The organism is Erythrobacter sp., assembly GCF_023653175.1.
Lineage (GTDB): Bacteria > Pseudomonadota > Alphaproteobacteria > Sphingomonadales > Sphingomonadaceae > Erythrobacter.
In genome coordinates this window covers 1-15,539 of record NZ_JAMNXL010000082.1, presented here as the reverse complement: position 1 = coordinate 15,539, position 15,539 = coordinate 1, and the positions used below count along the sequence as shown (strand labels likewise).

Annotated in this window: 12 protein-coding genes, 1 tRNA gene and 2 rRNA genes; 9 read left to right on the top strand and 6 right to left on the bottom strand. The window is 67.7% G+C overall.

Annotated features, from left to right (window positions below; all coding sequences use genetic code 11):
- A partial coding sequence (locus tag NBV68_RS10525) for a class II aldolase/adducin family protein (RefSeq protein ID WP_296309627.1) occupies nt 1-391 on the bottom strand: 391 nt, incomplete at its 3' end.
- A gap of 96 nt (nt 392-487) precedes the next feature.
- Here NBV68_RS10525 and NBV68_RS10520 point away from each other — a divergent pair.
- The 9 genes from NBV68_RS10520 (at nt 488) to NBV68_RS10480 (ending at nt 12,827) form a co-directional block, all read left to right on the top strand.
- Nucleotides 488-1,867 carry an MATE family efflux transporter gene (locus NBV68_RS10520; RefSeq protein WP_296309623.1) on the top strand — a complete coding sequence of 460 codons (1,380 nt, stop codon included), beginning with the start codon at nt 488-490 and terminating at the stop codon, nt 1,865-1,867.
- 60 nt (nt 1,868-1,927) lie between these two features.
- Nucleotides 1,928-4,345 carry a chemotaxis protein CheA gene (locus NBV68_RS10515; RefSeq protein ID WP_296309622.1) on the top strand — a complete coding sequence of 806 codons (2,418 nt, stop codon included), beginning with the start codon at nt 1,928-1,930 and terminating at the stop codon, nt 4,343-4,345.
- Nucleotides 4,342-4,809, top strand: a complete 468-nt coding sequence (locus tag NBV68_RS10510; protein WP_296309619.1) for a chemotaxis protein CheW — start codon at nt 4,342-4,344, stop codon at nt 4,807-4,809. Before NBV68_RS10515 ends, NBV68_RS10510 begins: the two co-directional genes overlap by 4 nt.
- Nucleotides 4,810-4,966: 157 nt before the next feature.
- Nucleotides 4,967-5,332, top strand: coding sequence for a response regulator (locus NBV68_RS10505; protein ID WP_296309616.1), 366 nt, complete (start codon nt 4,967-4,969; stop codon nt 5,330-5,332).
- Between the two features lie 59 nt (nt 5,333-5,391).
- The gene (cheB, locus tag NBV68_RS10500; protein WP_296309614.1) at nt 5,392-6,531 is read left to right on the top strand and encodes a chemotaxis-specific protein-glutamate methyltransferase CheB; all 1,140 of its coding nucleotides are present in this window, start codon (nt 5,392-5,394) and stop codon (nt 6,529-6,531) included.
- 7 nt (nt 6,532-6,538) lie between these two features.
- A complete protein-coding gene (locus NBV68_RS10495) occupies nt 6,539-7,405 on the top strand; it encodes a protein-glutamate O-methyltransferase CheR (RefSeq protein WP_296309612.1) in 867 nt (288 codons plus the stop codon).
- Between the two features lie 116 nt (nt 7,406-7,521).
- Nucleotides 7,522-9,051: a bifunctional diguanylate cyclase/phosphodiesterase gene (locus tag NBV68_RS10490; RefSeq protein WP_296309609.1), complete on the top strand. Its 1,530-nt coding sequence runs from the start codon at nt 7,522-7,524 to the stop codon at nt 9,049-9,051.
- Nucleotides 9,048-10,865: a methyl-accepting chemotaxis protein gene (locus NBV68_RS10485; RefSeq protein WP_296309607.1), complete on the top strand. Its 1,818-nt coding sequence runs from the start codon at nt 9,048-9,050 to the stop codon at nt 10,863-10,865. Before NBV68_RS10490 ends, NBV68_RS10485 begins: the two co-directional genes overlap by 4 nt.
- Before the next feature lie 99 nt (nt 10,866-10,964).
- Nucleotides 10,965-12,827 (top strand): methyl-accepting chemotaxis protein, encoded by a 1,863-nt coding sequence (locus NBV68_RS10480; protein ID WP_296309604.1) that lies wholly within the window; start codon nt 10,965-10,967, stop codon nt 12,825-12,827.
- Nucleotides 12,828-12,836: 9 nt separating this feature from the next.
- Here NBV68_RS10480 and NBV68_RS10475 read toward each other — a convergent pair whose 3' ends face one another.
- The 5 genes from NBV68_RS10475 to NBV68_RS10455 all read right to left on the bottom strand — a co-directional run.
- A complete protein-coding gene (locus NBV68_RS10475) occupies nt 12,837-13,451 on the bottom strand; it encodes a hypothetical protein (protein ID WP_296309601.1) in 615 nt (204 codons plus the stop codon).
- Nucleotides 13,452-13,499: 48 nt separating this feature from the next.
- On the bottom strand, nt 13,500-14,093 hold the full coding sequence (locus NBV68_RS10470; protein ID WP_296309599.1) for an HD domain-containing protein: 594 nt from the start codon (nt 14,091-14,093) through the stop codon (nt 13,500-13,502).
- A gap of 95 nt (nt 14,094-14,188) precedes the next feature.
- Nucleotides 14,189-14,265 (bottom strand) — tRNA-Met (locus NBV68_RS10465).
- Between the two features lie 231 nt (nt 14,266-14,496).
- Nucleotides 14,497-14,611: ribosomal RNA gene (gene rrf / locus NBV68_RS10460) — 5S ribosomal RNA — on the bottom strand.
- Between the two features lie 135 nt (nt 14,612-14,746).
- Nucleotides 14,747-15,539: ribosomal RNA gene (locus NBV68_RS10455) — 23S ribosomal RNA — on the bottom strand; the annotation flags it as partial.

The following is a 15,539-nucleotide window of genomic DNA, read 5'->3' as shown; positions in this document are numbered from 1 at the left end:
TGGTCGGCAGCAGCCCGTCCTTGTGGCTCGCCACGGCCATCGTCGCGGTGGTGTGGACGTGGCAGATCGCATCCGCGCGGCCGCCCAGATGCTTGTGGAAATAGGCGTGCTGGGTGAAGCCCGCCTTGTTCACCATATAGGGCGAGCCGCCCACGTTATTGCCCTCGACATCGATCTTGACGAGGTTGCTGGCGGTCACTTCGCTGTAGAGCAGCCCGAAGGGGTTGATCAGGAAGGTGTCGCTCTCGCCCGGCACCTTCAGCGAGATGTGGTTGTAGATCGATTCCGACCAGCCGAGGTGATCGAAGATGCGGTAGCACGCGGCAAGATCAAGCCGTGCCTGCCATTCTTCCTTGCTGCATTCGATATTGGGCTTGAGCTGGGTTGCCATGGCGCGGTTCCTCTCCGTACTTGCTTTGGCCAAGCTATCGCACGCCGAGGGAATGTTTTGCAAGGCGCTGCGGGCCTCGCTAGGCCGGTTGCGAGCATGACGTCACCCTCCCCTTCAACCGCCCGTCTGGTCACCGGCAGCATTCCCGGCCACCTCGTGTCGCAGACGCTGCCCGCGGTGATCGGGGTCGCCGCGATCATGTCGGTCGGGATCATCGACGCCTATTTCGTCGGCCAGCTTGGCAGTGCGCCGCTCGCCGCGATCAGCTTCATCTTCCCCGTCTCGGTCGCCTGCACCTCGCTGGGCGTGGGCGTGATGGTCGGCATCAATTCGGTCGTCGCCCGCGCCTTGGGCGAAGGGAATTTCGAGAACGCCGTGCGCCGGGCGAATTTCGGGATCGTGTTCGCCTGCCTGTGCGGGGTGATGATGGCCGCGATGCTGTGGCTGCTGATCGATCCGATCTTTGCCGCGATGAATGCGCCCCGGCACCTCATGCCGCTGATCCGCGCCTATATGGGCCCCTATGCGATGGCCTTCCCGCTGAGCCTTGCGATCATGGGCTTTAACGGCGTGCTGCGCGGACAGGGCGAGGCGCGGCGCACCAGCACGGTCTCGATCACCTATGCCGCGGCCAACTGGGTGCTGAACCCGATCCTGATTACCGGAGCTTTCGGCTTCGAGGGCTTCGGCATCGCGGGATCGGCCTATGCGACCGGGATCGGCTGGGCGATCGGCGTGGCGACCGCGTTGTGGCTGCTGCGCGGCACGCCGCTGCCCTTGAATCTCGGCAGCTTGCGGAATTGCAACCTCCTCGATCCCGCACGCGCGATCATCCGCGTCGGGCTGCCTGCGGCCTTCTCCAACGCGATCAACCCGCTGGGCCTTGCCGTGCTGACCGCGCTGGTCGCGCTCGAAGGCGAGGCGGCGGTCGCGGGCTTCGGCGCGGCGGGGCGCTTGCAGAGTCTGGTGCTGGTGCCGCTGCTCGGCCTGTCGGGCGCGATCGGGGCGATCGTCGGGCAGAACTGGGGCGCAGGCCGCGACGACCGCGCCGCCGAGGCGGTGCGCTATGCCTTCGGCTTCTGCATCGTCTGGGGCCTGATCGTGGCGGGCGCGATGATGGCGGCGGGCGCGACCTTCGGGCGGGTGTTCACCGATGATCCCGCCGTGGTCGCCGAATTCGATCTCTACCTCAAGATCGCCGCCTGGGGCTATGCGGGCTTCGGCCTGCTGATCGTCGGCAACGGGATCATGAACGCGGTCGACCGGGCGAGCTTCGCGCTCGGACAGTCGGTGGCGCGGGTGTTTCTGGTGATGCTGCCGGTCGCGCTCGTGCTGCAGCCGGACTTGGGATCGGCGGCGATCTACACCGCGGAACTTGCCGCCAACCTGTTCGGCGCAGCTTCGGCCCTGGTGCTGGTGCGCTATCTCTTCGCGCGCCACGCCCGCGCCCGCGCGACCCGGGCTCACGCGCGCTAGGCGCTTGTTAACCAACTCTGCCGCATAGCCCCTCTCACGCAAGACGCGAGACGAGGGCCCATGGACGACCTGCTGGCGGAATTCATCGCCGAGACCCGCGAGATGCTGGAGGCCACCGGCGGCGAACTCGTCGCCTGGGAAGCTGATCCGGCCGATCGCGCGCGCCTCGATGCGATCTTCCGCTTCGTCCACACCGTGAAGGGCAATTGCGGCTTCTTCGACTTCCCCCGCCTCGCCAGCCTGAGCCATGCCGCCGAGGACGCGCTCGCCGATTGCCGCGCCGGGCGCCGCGAGGCCGATCAGGCGCTGGTCACCGGGGTTCTCGCGATCATCGACCGGATCGCGGCGATGGTCGATGCAATCGAGGCGGGCGAACAATTCCCCGAAGGCGGAGACGAGGCGCTGATCGCCGCGCTGGAGGGCGGCGAGGCGCTGGCCGCCGAAGACCCCCGCGCCGGCCCCGAGGCGCCGCTCCATGCCCCCGCCGCCGCCCAGCTCGGCGCGAACGAGGACGCCGCCGCCCAGCCCCAGCGCCGCGCCGATGCCCAGCGCACCATCCGCCTGCCCGTGGAACTGCTCGACCGCGTGATGAGCGGCGTCTCCGACATGGTGCTGGCGCGCAACGATCTTGCCCACCGGCTGCGGCAGGCAGGCAACCAGCCGACCATTGACGGCCCCTTTGAGCGCCTCACCACCATCCTCTCCGACGTGCGCGACGCGATCACGCGGATGCGGATGCAGCGCATCGAGACGCTGTTCGGCGCGCTGCCCCGCCTTGTGCGCGACCTCTCCGCCGAACTCGGCAAGCAGGTGATGGTCGATCTTGACGGGGGCGACGTGGAGCTCGACCGCGAGATGATCGAGACGATCCGCGATCCGCTCACCCACATCATCCGCAACGCCATCGACCATGGGATCGAGAGCCCGTCGGCACGCCTCGGCCAGGGCAAGCGCGAGATCGGCCTGCTCGCTATCGCCGCGCGGCAGTCGGGCAACACCATCTCGATCGTGCTTGCCGACGACGGGAGCGGGCTAGACGAGGAACGGATCGCAGCCAAGGCGGTCGCCACCGGCCTCGTCACCGCCGCCGAGCGCGCCGCCATGCCGCGTGACAAGATCCTCAATCTCATCTTCGAGCCCGGCCTCTCCACCGCCGAGACCGTCAGCAACGTCTCCGGGCGCGGCGTCGGGCTCGATGTGGTGCGCCAGAACCTCGAGAAGGTCGGCGGCAGCATCAAGGTCGCCAGCATCCCCGGCGAGGGCACCACCTTCACGCTCCAGATCCCGCTGACGCTCAGCATCATCGCCGGGCTGACCGTGGAGGTCGCCGGGCACCGCTTCGCGATCCCGCAGAGCTATGTGGAGGAGATCGTCCAGGGTTCGGCCCGCGCGCTCGATCTCACCCGGATTGGCGAGACCGCGCTGGTCACCTTCCGCGGCATCCGCGTGCCCTGCCTGATGCTGGACGAGGTACTGGGGCTTGCGGACGACGCGGCGGCGAAGGAACCGACGCTGGTGATGCTGCGCCTCGCCAGCGGCGATCTCTTCGCGCTGGCGGTCGAGGGCATCCACAATCACGGCGATCTCGTCGTCAAGCCGCTCGCGCCGGCGGTGATGCGCTCGGGGCTCTACGCCGGCTCGACCCTGCTCGACGACGGCACGCCCGTGCTGCTGCTCGACGTCGCCAACATCGCCGCGCAGCACGATCTCGTCTCCGACACCCGCGCCCGGGTGCTCGGCCCGCTCGCCGAGGACGCAGGCGCCGCTGCCGAAAGCGCGAGCCGCGCGATGCTGTTCACCGATTTTGCCAGACGGCGCTCGGCGGTGCGGCTCGAGCTGGTGCAGCGCATCGAGACCGCGCCGGTCGCCGCGATCGACCGGTCCGCGGCGCGCCCGCGGGTGGTGATCGACGGGCTGATCCTGCCCCTCGTCGGTCTGCCCGAGGCCCCCCTCACCCAACCCCGCGTGCGCCTGCTGCGCCTGTCGGACGGTGCGTGCGAACTGCTTTACGCGGTGCGCGAGGTCGAGGATGCGGTCGAACTCACCGACACCCTCACCCCCGTCCCCGAAGACCCGCTGGCCGAGGCGATGACCCTCATCGGCGGCGTGCCTGTCACCCTGATCGACGCGCACGCGCTGTTCGCCCGCCACGGCGAGCCCCCACAGGTCGCCGAGCGCCCGCGCTGCACGCTGCCCGATGGCGAATGGGCGCGCGCGATCCTTGCTCCGCTGGTTATCGCCGCAGGCTACGACATTGCCCCGCCCGACGAGGCCGGCGCGGCTACGATCGGGATCCTGTTCGAGGACGTCTACGAGGTTGCCGAGACGCTCGGCCGTCCGCTGCCTGCGCGTGTCATCCGCCTGCGCGACCAGCCCGATGCGCCCGCGGGCGCGCAGACCATCTACCGCTATGACCGCGAGGGGCTGCTCGCCGCGCTTGCGGCCGCCGCGCGCGTCCCTGCCGGAGAGGCCGCATGACCGAAAAGCTGCTGATCATCCTCCAGATCGCCGGTCGCCGCTGCGCGCTGTCGGCGCTGGACGTGCGTTCGGTGATCGAGACCGGCGCCATCACCCCGATCCCGCGCAGCCCCGCCTGGATCGCGGGCATCACCGCGCTGCGCAGCCAGGCGCTGACCGTCATCGACTGCCGCCGTGCCATCGGCCTGTCCGCCAACAGCGCCGGCGGCGAGTGGCCCACTGATCACCGCGCCGCGGTGATCACCGAGGGCGGCCATTCCTACGCGCTGCTGGTCGACGGGATCGAGGACATCACCACCGCCGCGGGCGAGGCGGGGCAGGTGCCCGGCGGCTTCGGCGCCGAATGGTCGCGGGTCGCGCTCGGCATGATCGAGACCATGGCCGGCCCCGCGCTGCTGATCGATCTGCCCGCCCTGCTGGCCGGGCCCGAAGCGCATCGGACCGAAATCGAGGCCGCAGCGTGATGCGCCGTCCGCCGGTTCGCCGGCGCGAACGGCAAAAGCGATGCTCGGGCGCCGCGCGGGCTTGAGGCGGCTGACAATCGGGACAGAACGCCTGCGGTCTTAATCCAATCCTTACCAAATCCCCGCTAGTTTCGCGGCACCAACCGCAGGAACGCCCATGAAAACTTGTCTCATCGTCGATGATTCCCGCGTCATCCGAAAGGTTTCGAGGCATATCCTCGAGACTCTCGGGTTCGCCGTCGAAGAAGCCGAGAATGGCAGGATAGCGCTCGACGCCTGCGATGCGGCCTTGCCTGATGTGGTGCTGCTCGACTGGAACATGCCGGTGATGACGGGGATCGAATTCCTCGTCGCGCTGCGCCAGCGCCCGGGCGGCGACAAGCCCAAGGTGGTGTTCTGCACCACCGAGAACGACGTCGCGCATATCCGTCAGGCGATCCAGGCCGGGGCCGACGAATATGTGATGAAGCCCTTCGACCACGAGACGCTGCAGATCAAGTTGCAGCTTGTCGGGTTTGCGTGAACCGTCCCGCCTCCCTGCCGCCGCACGAGCCTGACGCGACAAGCGCGGGCCGCGCCCCAATGAAATCCCGTGCCGATCACGGAGCCGTGCCGAATGCCGATGGCGCGATCCGCGTGATGATCGTCGATGATTCGCTGACGGTGCGCACGATCTTCAAGCGCATGGTCGACAGCGACCCTGCGCTGGTGATCGCGGGCACCGCCTCCAGCGCCGAGCGCGCCATCGCCCAGCTCGCCGAAACCCCTGCCGATGTGGTGCTGCTCGATCTCGAGATGCCCGGGATCGGCGGTCTGGGCGCGCTGCCCGCGATTCTCGCCACCCCCGGCCGCCCTCAAGTGCTGGTCGTCTCCTCGCTGACTGTCGACGGCGCCGAGCACACCCTCTCGGCGCTCCAGATGGGGGCCGCCGACACGCTGCTGAAGCCGCGCCCGGGCGGGTTCACCGAGGAATACCGCGCCGCGCTGCTCGGCAAGATCCGCGCGCTGGGATCGCGCGCCGTGGCCGCGCTAGTGGCAAGCGAGACGCCAGTCGCGCCCGAGGCCCCCGTGGCCGCGCCCTCCTTCGTGCGCCCCGCCCCGGTCCGGCGCATCCGCCGCCCCGAGGTGATCGCGATCGGCGCCTCGACCGGCGGCATTCATGCGCTGGGCCTGATGCTGCGGCAGCTGGCGCCCGATTTCGACGTGCCGCTCGTCATCACCCAGCACCTGCCCGCCAATTTCATGCCGGTCTTCGCGCGCCAGATCGAGGCCGCCTGCGGGCGCCCCGCCGAGATCGCCGCCGAGGGCCTGATGCTCACCCCGGGCCGGATCGTCATCGCGCCCGGCCACGGTCATGTCGTGATCAGGCGCAAGAGTTCGGGCGGACTGATGACCCGGATCAGCACCGAGCCCCAGCCGAGCGGCTGCCTGCCCTCAGTTGACCCGATGCTGGCGAGCCTTGCCGTGGCCTGCGAGGGCCGCGCGCTGGGCGTGATCCTGTCGGGCATGGGCCGCGACGGGGTGCTCGGGGCCAAGGTCCTCGTCGATGCTGGCGGCACGATCTACGCGCAGGACGCCGATAGCAGCGCGGTGTGGGGCATGCCCGGCGCCGTGTCGCGCGCCGGCCTTGCCAGCCTCATCGCCGCGCCCGAGCGGATCGGCGAGGCGGTGATGGCGCAGGTCAGCGCGCTCGCCCCCGCACCCGCAGCAGCGCTCAAATAGGCCGGCAATGGAAGCGAGCGAAGCCTCCCACCAGATCATCGCCGATCTGCTCGAAGCGCGCACCGGTCAGCACCTGACCGAAAGCCGCCGCTGGCGCGTCAATTCGGCGCTGGCGGGCATCTTCCGCCAGCACGGCATTTCGAATGTCGACCAGCTCGTCTGCCTGCTCGCCGCGCCTCCGGGCGGGCCCGAGGGCACCGACCTCGCGCAGGAAGTGGTCGAGGCGCTGCTCAACAACGAGACCTATTTCTTCCGCGACAAGCCGACCTTCGACCAGCTGCCGGGCGAAATCCTGCCCGAGCTGGCCGCGCGCCGCCGCGATGTGCGCCGGCTGTCGATCTGGTCGGCGGGCTGCTCGACGGGGCAGGAGGTCTACTCGCTGGCGATGCTGTTCTGCGAACAGGCCGAACGCTGGCACGGCTGGACGGTCGACATCATCGGCACCGATGTCTCGCACCGCGCCATCAACACCGCGCGCAGCGGCCTCTATAGCCAGTTCGAGGTGCAGCGCGGCCTCGGCGTCACGCAGATGCTGCGTCATTTCGACGAGACCCCGCGCGGCTGGCAGGTGCGCGGGGACGTACGCGCGATGGTGCGCTTTGCGCAAGGCAACCTGCTCACCGCCCCGCACCCCGGCCGCCTGGCCTTCGATCTGGTCCTGTGTCGCAACGTGCTGCTCTATTTCGACCGTCAGGTGCGCCACGACGCCTTCGAGCGCCTGTCGCGCGCGGTCCTGCCCGACGGCTTCCTGATGCTCGGCGCGGGCGAGACCGTGGTCGGCCAGACCGACCGCTTCGTGCCGACCCAGCGCCGCGCGAGCTTTTTCGAGCCCGCCGGATCCCCCGCCCCTGCCGCCGTGCGGAAAATCGCCTGACCGTCCCGCAGTTTGACGTGCTGCGGGGCCGCCGCTTTACCCTTCCTTAGCCGCCTCTGTTTAGGACGATCCGGAACCCGCGCTATGATCGGCGCGCTTATCGGGAAGCCCTGTTCTTGTTCACCCCCAAGCACCCCCTGCACCTCACCCCGGTCGGGCTGGTGCTCATCCCGATCCTCGTGGCAAGCGTCCTGACGGGCGGCCTGGGCTTTGCCATAGGGCTGAGCGGGCGCTGGGCAGTGGTCTCGCAGGCGCCGCTGCTGATCACCGCGATCCTGATCTACGCTGCCACGCTGTTTTTCCTCGGGCGCAGCGGGATCGCGACGATTCGCGGGCTCGAGCATCGCGCCCATATCGATCCCCTGACAGGGCTGCCCAACCGCCATGCCCTGCACGAGGACATCCAGTTCCTCGCGCGCGGCGAGGACGAGGTGGCGCTGGCGATGATCGATCTCGACAGCTTCAAGCAGGTCAACGACCACTATGGCCATGGCGTGGGCGACCAGCTGATCGCGCTGTGCGGCGAGGTGCTGCGCGAGGTGTGCGGCAAGGAAGCGCGTTGCTACCGGCTCGGCGGCGACGAGTTCGCGGCCGTGATGGGGGGCAAGGTCGCAGGCACGATCCTCGAAGGGATCTGCCGAGCGCTGCTCGACAAGCTCGGCACGCCGCTGACGCTCGGCCCGCGCCATATAGCGGTGGGCGCGAGCATCGGCCTGGCGCGATCGACCGCCGACAGCCGCATCCCCTCCTCGGAGATGCTGCGCCGCGCGGACGTGGCGATGGACATGTCCAAGCGCGGCGGCAAGATGCGCTGCACCTGGTTCAACGAGAGCTTCGATCGCCGCCGCGAGCGGGTGCGCGAGATCGAGGACGAGATCCGCACCGGGATCGCCGCGGGCGAATTCCACCTCGCCTACCAGCCGCTGGTCGATGCCCAGGACAAACGCATCGTCGCGGTCGAGGCGCTGCTGCGCTGGAATCGCGGGCCGGACCGCGATCCGCTGACCCCCAACATCTTCATTCCCGTCGCCGAGGATTCGGGGCTGATCAACCCGCTCGGGGTGTGGGTGCTGCGCCAGGCGGTGTGCGACGCAGGCCGCTGGGGCGACATCACCCTGTCGGTCAACATCTCCGCCGCGCAGCTGCGCAACGCCGAATTCCCGATCAAGCTCGGCGAAGTGCTGGAGGAAACCGGCTTCCCCCCGCACCGGCTCGAACTCGAAGTCACCGAGACCTGCCTCGTGCTCGATCCGGTGGTGGCCGAACGCACGCTGGACGTGATCCGGAGCTTCGGGGTGCGCATCGTGCTCGACGATTTCGGTACCGGCTATGCCTCGATCGGCTTCCTCCGGCGGTTCCGCTTCGAGAAGCTCAAGCTCGACCGCTCGCTGGTTGAGCTGGCGGGCGTCGATGACGGCAGCCGGGCGATGATGATTTCGTCGATCGCGCTGGCCCGCGCGCTCGACATGGGGGTGACGGCCGAGGGCGTGGAAACCGAGGAACAGGCCGAACTGGTGCGCCTTGCCGGGGCCGACCAGATCCAGGGCTGGCTCTACCACCGCGCCGTGCCCGCCACCGAGATCGACCGGCTGATCGCCCGGCAGAACGACACCGACGCCAAAGCCAAGGACGGGAAGGCAGCATGAGCGCGCTTAAGGACATTGCTCTCAATCTCGACGCCGAGAGCGCCGGTCAACAGCCCGCTGGGGGGCCCGATGCCCCCGCCTCCCGGCTCGGCCGCTGGCAGCGCTGGTTCGCGCAGCTGTCCATCGGAAGCAAGATCACGCTGTTCTTCACCGCCAACCTCGGCTTTGCGCTGCTTGCGGGGCTGTTCGTGGTGGCGGGCTATGTCGAGCTCGGCCAGCGCGCCGAGCATATCCGCACCACCCACGATGCCACGCTCAAGGCCGAACGCCTGCTGGTGCAGCTGAGCGAGGGCCAGCGCCACGCCGAATTGCTGGTCGCCGATGGAGACACCGCGCGCGCGCAGGCTGCACGCGAGGCGCTCGACCGCGCCGCCGCCAGCGCCGCCGCCCTCTCCGATCGCGGCCGCGACAGCGCCATGGCCGAGCAGGACCGGCTCGCGCTGATCCGCGAAGGGATCGAGGATCTCGGCCGCCAGGTCACCGCCTACACCCCCGGCACCGCCGACATCGCGATGCGCCAGCGCCAGGCCGCCGAAATCGGCGCCACCGGTGACGCGGTGCTCGATGCCGCGCAGGCGCTGACCGCCGCGCTGGGCGAGGAAGCGGCCGCGATGGCCGATGAGGGCGCCGCGCTGATCTCGCGCCTGATGGTGATGTGGATCGGCCTCGCGACGATCCTCACGCTCATCACCCTGTTTGCGCAGCGCTATTTCAACCGCACCGTGGGCGCGACATTGAAGGCGATGGCCCACCAGATGACCGCGATCGCCGCTGGCACCCGCGATGTCGCGATCAGCGGCAAGGATCGCGAAGACGAGATCGGCGAGATGGCTCGCGCCACCGAGATCTTCCACCGCGCCGGCCTGCGCCTCGAAAAGCTCAGCCGCGAACGCGCCGAACGGGCCAAGGCCGAGCTTGACGAACACGCCCGCCAGCAGGTCATCGCCGAGGAAGCGCGGCGCGAACGCGATCGCATGATGGCCGGCATCGCCGACCAGTTCGAACGCACCGTCGGCGAAGTCGTCACCGGAGTGGTCGCCGCCTCCAGCCAGCTGCAATCGACCGCCGCATTGATGGCGACCACGGCCGAGGACGCTTCGCAACGCACCGGCGAGGCCGCCGCGGCGATGCAGGAAGCCAACCTCGGGGCCTCCGCCGCCGCCGCCGCCAGCGACGAATTCGCCATGTCGATCGGCGAGATCAGCCGCCAGGCCGCCTCTTCCGCGCAGCTCGCGCGCGAGGCCAGCGTCTCGGCGCGCAAGGCCGACAGCACCATCGGCGCGCTGGCAGCGTCCGCGCAGGAAGTCGGCCAGATCGTCGAGCTGATCCAGACCATCGCCCAGCGCACCAACCTGCTCGCCCTCAATGCCAGCATCGAGGCCGCCCGCGGCGGCGAGGCGGGCCGGGGCTTTGCGGTGGTCGCCAGCGAGGTCAAGGAACTCGCTAACCAGACCAGCCGCGCGACCGAGAAGGTCGCCGAGCAGATCCGCGCCATGCAATCGACCACCGGCGCCAGCGTCAGCGCGCTGCGCGACATCGCCGCGCAGATCGAGAGCCTCGAGACCACCGCAGTCTCGATCGCCAGCGCGGTCGACCAGCAATCGGTCGCGGGCCATGACCTGGCCCGCTCCATCGATCTTGCTGCGCGCGGCACCGAGAAGGTCGCGGTCCATGTCGACACCGTGCGCGATCTCTCGCTCTCGACCGGGGCTGCCGCCACGCAGGTGCTCTCGAGCGCGACCAGCCTCGAAAGCCAGGCCGCCACGTTGCGCGCCCAGGTCCAGGGCTTCCTGTCGCGAGTGCGCGCGGGCTGAGGCTCCGCGCTGTCCCCCTAAGCGGATTTCCCGGGTCAACCCTTCATAAAGTATTTTCGTTCATCAATGCCGCAAGATGACCTTCGGGGGACGAGCGGCATGAACATGATGAGATGGCAGGAGCGGGCCGAGGAACTGGCGGTTCCCGATTTCGTGCGCGAACTCCGGAAAGACTTCGGCGAGGACGAGGCGGGCAACCCCGCCGCGCCCGTCGCTGCACCCACCCGCGTCTCGCTGCTCGAACGCCTTGCATGGTTCCGCAACCTCAGCCTCGCGCGCAAGATCAACGCCGTGTTCGGCACCTTCCTCGGCGCCGGCGTGCTGCTGGTGCTGGTGCTTGGCCTCGGGCTTGGCGAGCTGTGGAACCGCTACAATGCCTCGGCTCGCGTGCAGGAGACCCTTGTCGCCGCCGGGCAGTTGCAGATGGCGGCAGGCGACCTGCGCTACCATTCGGTGCGCGCGCTCTACGACCCTTCGTCCGCCCCGCGCGATGCCCAGCGCGCCGCGACCAGCGCCGTGATGACGCAAATCGCCGCGATCGAGGCGGCGATCGAGCAGGATGCCCCCGAACTCAGCCCCCGCGTAAAAGCCGTGCGCGAGGAAATCGCGCGCTTCGAGGATGCCTATGACAGCGCCGCCGAAAAGTCCCGCGACGGCGCGGATGCCGGTGCTCTGGTCACCGAGGTTGCAGGGCAAGCGAGCGCGGTGATGGCCGCGACCGGCTGGCTCGCCACCGACATTGCCGCGCGCGGCGAGGAACATGAGGCCACCGGGATCGCCTATTTCTTCAACATGATCCTGATCATCGCCGTGCTGGCGATGCTGGGCGGCGGGGTGCTGCTGCTCGGGCTTGCCTATCTCAGCCGCGATTTCTCGCGCAAGATCATGGAAATCACCTCCGGGATGACGCGGCTTGCCAGTGGCGACCGCAATTTCGATATCCACGGCGCCGATCGCGAGGACGAGATCGGCGCGATGGTGCGCGCGATCGACCTGTTCAAGCGCGCCAGCAAGCGGCTCGAGACCTGGGCGCGCGAGCGCTCGGAAAAGGCCGAGCAGGAATTGCAATTGCAGCAGGAGCGCGAGCGCGAGCGGCTCGAGGCCGAAGCGCGCAAGGCCGCGCTGCTCGATGAAGTCGCACGCCAGTTCGAACGCACCGTCGGCGACGTGGTGAGCGGCGTGGCCGCGGCCTCGAGCCAGCTCCACACCACCGCCACACGCATGGCCTCGAGCGCCGAGGAAGCGAGCCGCCGCACCGGCGAAGTCGCCGCCTCGATGGAGGAAGCCAATGCCGGCGCCACCGCGGCCGCCGCGGCGAGCGACGAATTCGCCCTGTCGATCAGCGAAATCAGCCGTCAGGCGGCATCTTCCAGCGAATTGGCGCGGTTGGCAACGGTTGCCACCGGGGAGGCTGACGAGACGATCTCGGCGCTGGCCGCTTCGGCCGAGGAAGTGGGCCAGATCGTCGAGCTGATCCAGACCATCGCCCAGCGCACCAATCTGCTGGCGCTCAACGCCAGCATCGAAGCCGCGCGCGGCGGCGAGGCGGGCCGGGGTTTTGCGGTGGTCGCCAGCGAGGTCAAGGAACTCGCGATGCAGACCAGCCGCGCGACCGAAAAGGTCGCCGAACAGATCCGCGCGATGCAGTCCACCACCGGCGCGAGCGTCAAGGCGCTACGTGCGATTGCCGGGCAGGTGCAGGATCTCGAATCCACCGCTGTCTCGATTGCGACGGCGGTCGACCAGCAGTCCGTGGCGGGCCGCGATCTGGCGCAGAGCATCGACCTCGCCGCGCGCGGCACCGAGAAGGTGGCGGGCCATATCGAGGACGTTCGCCAGCTGTCGCTGTCGACCGGCGCGGCCGCGTCGCAGGTGCTGCTGAGCGCGAACGAGCTTGAGGCACAGGCCGCCCATCTGGGCGATCAGGTGCGCGGGTTCCTGCGGACGGTGCGGGCGGGGTAGGCGGAGGGGTCAGCCCTTGCGCCGAGCCAGCCGCCATCCGGCCAGAGCAAGAACCGCGAGGATTGCCGCCAGCAGCCCAAGCGAGAATGTGCCGAACACAGGCGCCTCGTGCGCTTGCTCGGCCTGAGTCCTCAGCGCGGCGTTCTGGAGCGCGAAATAGTCTCCGGGCGGGACAGGTCCGCCGTCCAGCGCCTTTCGAACATCTGCGCGGCTCCTGGGCGTGTCGTCCATTAGGAACGGCGGCGCACATGGGCTTTGCAGCACCCTCCAGACCGGGCCGGGCATATCTTCATCGACTCGAATGGCAGCGATCACCAGCGGGATATCAGTTGGACGCTGTTCCGGGATACCGAAGGTCGAGTTGAACCAAGCCAGTTCGACGCGGCGCGGCACGCTGTCTTTGATCACCTCCGCAACATCGATGGTGAGTTGGCCGTAGGGTCCCGGCACGGCGGGTGGATTGCGATCGACGCGCGCGTATCGTGCCAGAGTGCCGGTGAACACCACATCGGCATGACGGACGTCCTCGATTGCGAAGGGTCGAAAATCCGAGCAGGCATGTGCCGCGCTCGTCCCGACGAGAAATGCGCACAGGGCGAGAGGTGATCGGGTCGCATTTTTCATGCGCCGAAGCTGCGGAATTCAGCGTTGAAACTCAACCGGAACTCTGCGTCACCCTCGCACGGCGAGCTCCTCCATCTCGTCCACCTCACGGGCAAAGCGCTCGGCCGCGATGCCGGGCGCGTGAGCGCGGAAGGCGTTGGTCAGCGCGCGGTAGTACCACAAGGTGCCGCCCTTGCCGCCGGTGAAGCGGCTCCACACCGCCTCGCCCACCGCGCGAAGATCCGCGTTGATCGCAGCGGCGTTGTGGGCCTTGTCGGCAAGACTCACCGCGAGGCTGCGCGGCGCCTTGTGGGCAAGGCTGGCGATATAGGCCTCCTTGCGCGGGTGCCAGGCGGGCTTGGGCTCATCGTGGCTGTCGGTGCAATCGGCGACGATCTGCGCGACGCCATCGCCGTATCGCTCGCGGATTTCTTCAAGCCTCGCCAGCCCGCCCTGATCCTCGACCGCATCGTGCAGCAGCGCAGCGATCGCCTGATCCTCGTCCGCCCCGTTCTCGAGCGCGATCGCGGCGACGGCGAGGAGGTGGGAGACATAGGGCACGCTCGTTCCCTTGCGGTGCTGCGCGCGGTGGAGGCGGCTGGCATAGGCAAGCGCATCGTCGAAACGTTCGGTAAGGAAGGGGGTGGCAGATCCATCGATCATGGCGGGTCCTCCTGTCGCGTGATCCAAACGCCGATTGCGCCCGGCAGCGGGGCTGCGGGCGTAGTGTGCGTTGATCTGTGGTGGGTTTCAAACGGTGGTTGCGGGAGTTGGATTTGAACCAACGACCTTCAGGTTATGAGCCTGACGAGCTACCGGGCTGCTCCATCCCGCGATACCGATTCCGTGGCGTTCCTCGCTCGTGCAACCTGCGGTCGCGTCGCTGCGGGCGGCCAGGCGGCCTTGCAGCTCCTACGGAGCCGGGGCCTATCCCTCGAAGGCTACCGCCGGTGAGGGGGATAGCGCTCATGGCGCATGAAGCACCATAGACGCCAAAAGGGCCGCCCTTGCGGGTCAGCCCTGTTGACTTTGTGAATGGGTTATACCTGCTTCCACTGGCTGCAATGCCTGGCGGCGACCTACTCTTCCAACGCTTGAGCGTTAGTACCATCGGCGCTGTCTGGTTTCACGGCCGAGTTCGAGAAGGGATCGGGTGGGTCACAGACGCTATGGCCACCAAGCAATGGAGCCAGTGGATGCGGGCTTTAAATCGATGCACACTCACTTTGGGTGAGTGGTAAAGGGCGTATCTGGCTGGAGACTTTCTCCACCAACGCGCTCTGCAGGTACAGGGCTGACGTTGACAGTGCAGACTCTCAAGCGCGATATGAACTATTAGGACCGGTTAGCTCCATACATTACTGTACTTCCACACCCGGCCTATCAACGTGATGGTCTATCACGGTTCAAAGATACCTAATCTCAAGGGAGGCTTCCCGCTTAGATGCTTTCAGCGGTTATCCCGTCCGTACATAGCTACCCTGCGGCACTCTTGGCAGAATGACAGGTACACCAGAGGTACGTTCACCCCGGTCCTCTCGTACTAGGGGCAACTCCTTTCAAGTATCGACGCCCACGGCAGATAGGGACCAAACTGTCTCGCGACGTTCTGAACCCAGCTCACGTACCACTTTAATCGGCGAACAGCCGAACCCTTGGAAGGTGCTCCCCCTCCAGGATGTGATGAGCCGACATCGAGGTGCCAAACCACGCCGTCTATGTGAACTATTGGGCGTGATAAGCCTGTTATCCCCGGCGTAACTTTTATCCGTTTGCGCTGCCGATCCCACATTCATTCATCATGAAGATGAGGACAGCGGATCACTAACTCCGACTTTCGTCCCTGCTTGAGTTGTAGCTCTCACAGTCAAGCTGGCTTATGCGTTTGCACTATCACTTCGATTTCCATCCGAAGCTAGCCAACCTTTGAACGCCTCCGCTACTCTTTAGGAGGCAACCGCCCCAGTTAAACTACCCATCAGACACGGTCCTCATACCGGATAACGGCACAAGTAAGATCAAAACTGCAACAAGGGAAGTATTTCACCGATGACTCCACCTCGACTAGCGTCGAAGCTTCAAAGTCTCCTTCCTATCCTACACATGTTA

Coding starts and splice junctions, on each gene's coding strand:
- NBV68_RS10475 (WP_296309601.1), bottom strand. CDS start 13,451: ATGAAAAATGCGACCCGATCACCTCTCGCCCTGTGCGCATTTCTCGTC.
- NBV68_RS10505 (WP_296309616.1), top strand. CDS start 4,967: ATGAAAACTTGTCTCATCGTCGATGATTCCCGCGTCATCCGAAAGGTT.
- NBV68_RS10480 (WP_296309604.1), top strand. CDS start 10,965: ATGAACATGATGAGATGGCAGGAGCGGGCCGAGGAACTGGCGGTTCCC.
- NBV68_RS10515 (WP_296309622.1), top strand. CDS start 1,928: ATGGACGACCTGCTGGCGGAATTCATCGCCGAGACCCGCGAGATGCTG.
- NBV68_RS10470 (WP_296309599.1), bottom strand. CDS start 14,093: ATGATCGATGGATCTGCCACCCCCTTCCTTACCGAACGTTTCGACGAT.
- NBV68_RS10495 (WP_296309612.1), top strand. CDS start 6,539: ATGGAAGCGAGCGAAGCCTCCCACCAGATCATCGCCGATCTGCTCGAA.
- NBV68_RS10520 (WP_296309623.1), top strand. CDS start 488: ATGACGTCACCCTCCCCTTCAACCGCCCGTCTGGTCACCGGCAGCATT.
- cheB (WP_296309614.1), top strand. CDS start 5,392: ATGAAATCCCGTGCCGATCACGGAGCCGTGCCGAATGCCGATGGCGCG.
- NBV68_RS10485 (WP_296309607.1), top strand. CDS start 9,048: ATGAGCGCGCTTAAGGACATTGCTCTCAATCTCGACGCCGAGAGCGCC.
- NBV68_RS10510 (WP_296309619.1), top strand. CDS start 4,342: ATGACCGAAAAGCTGCTGATCATCCTCCAGATCGCCGGTCGCCGCTGC.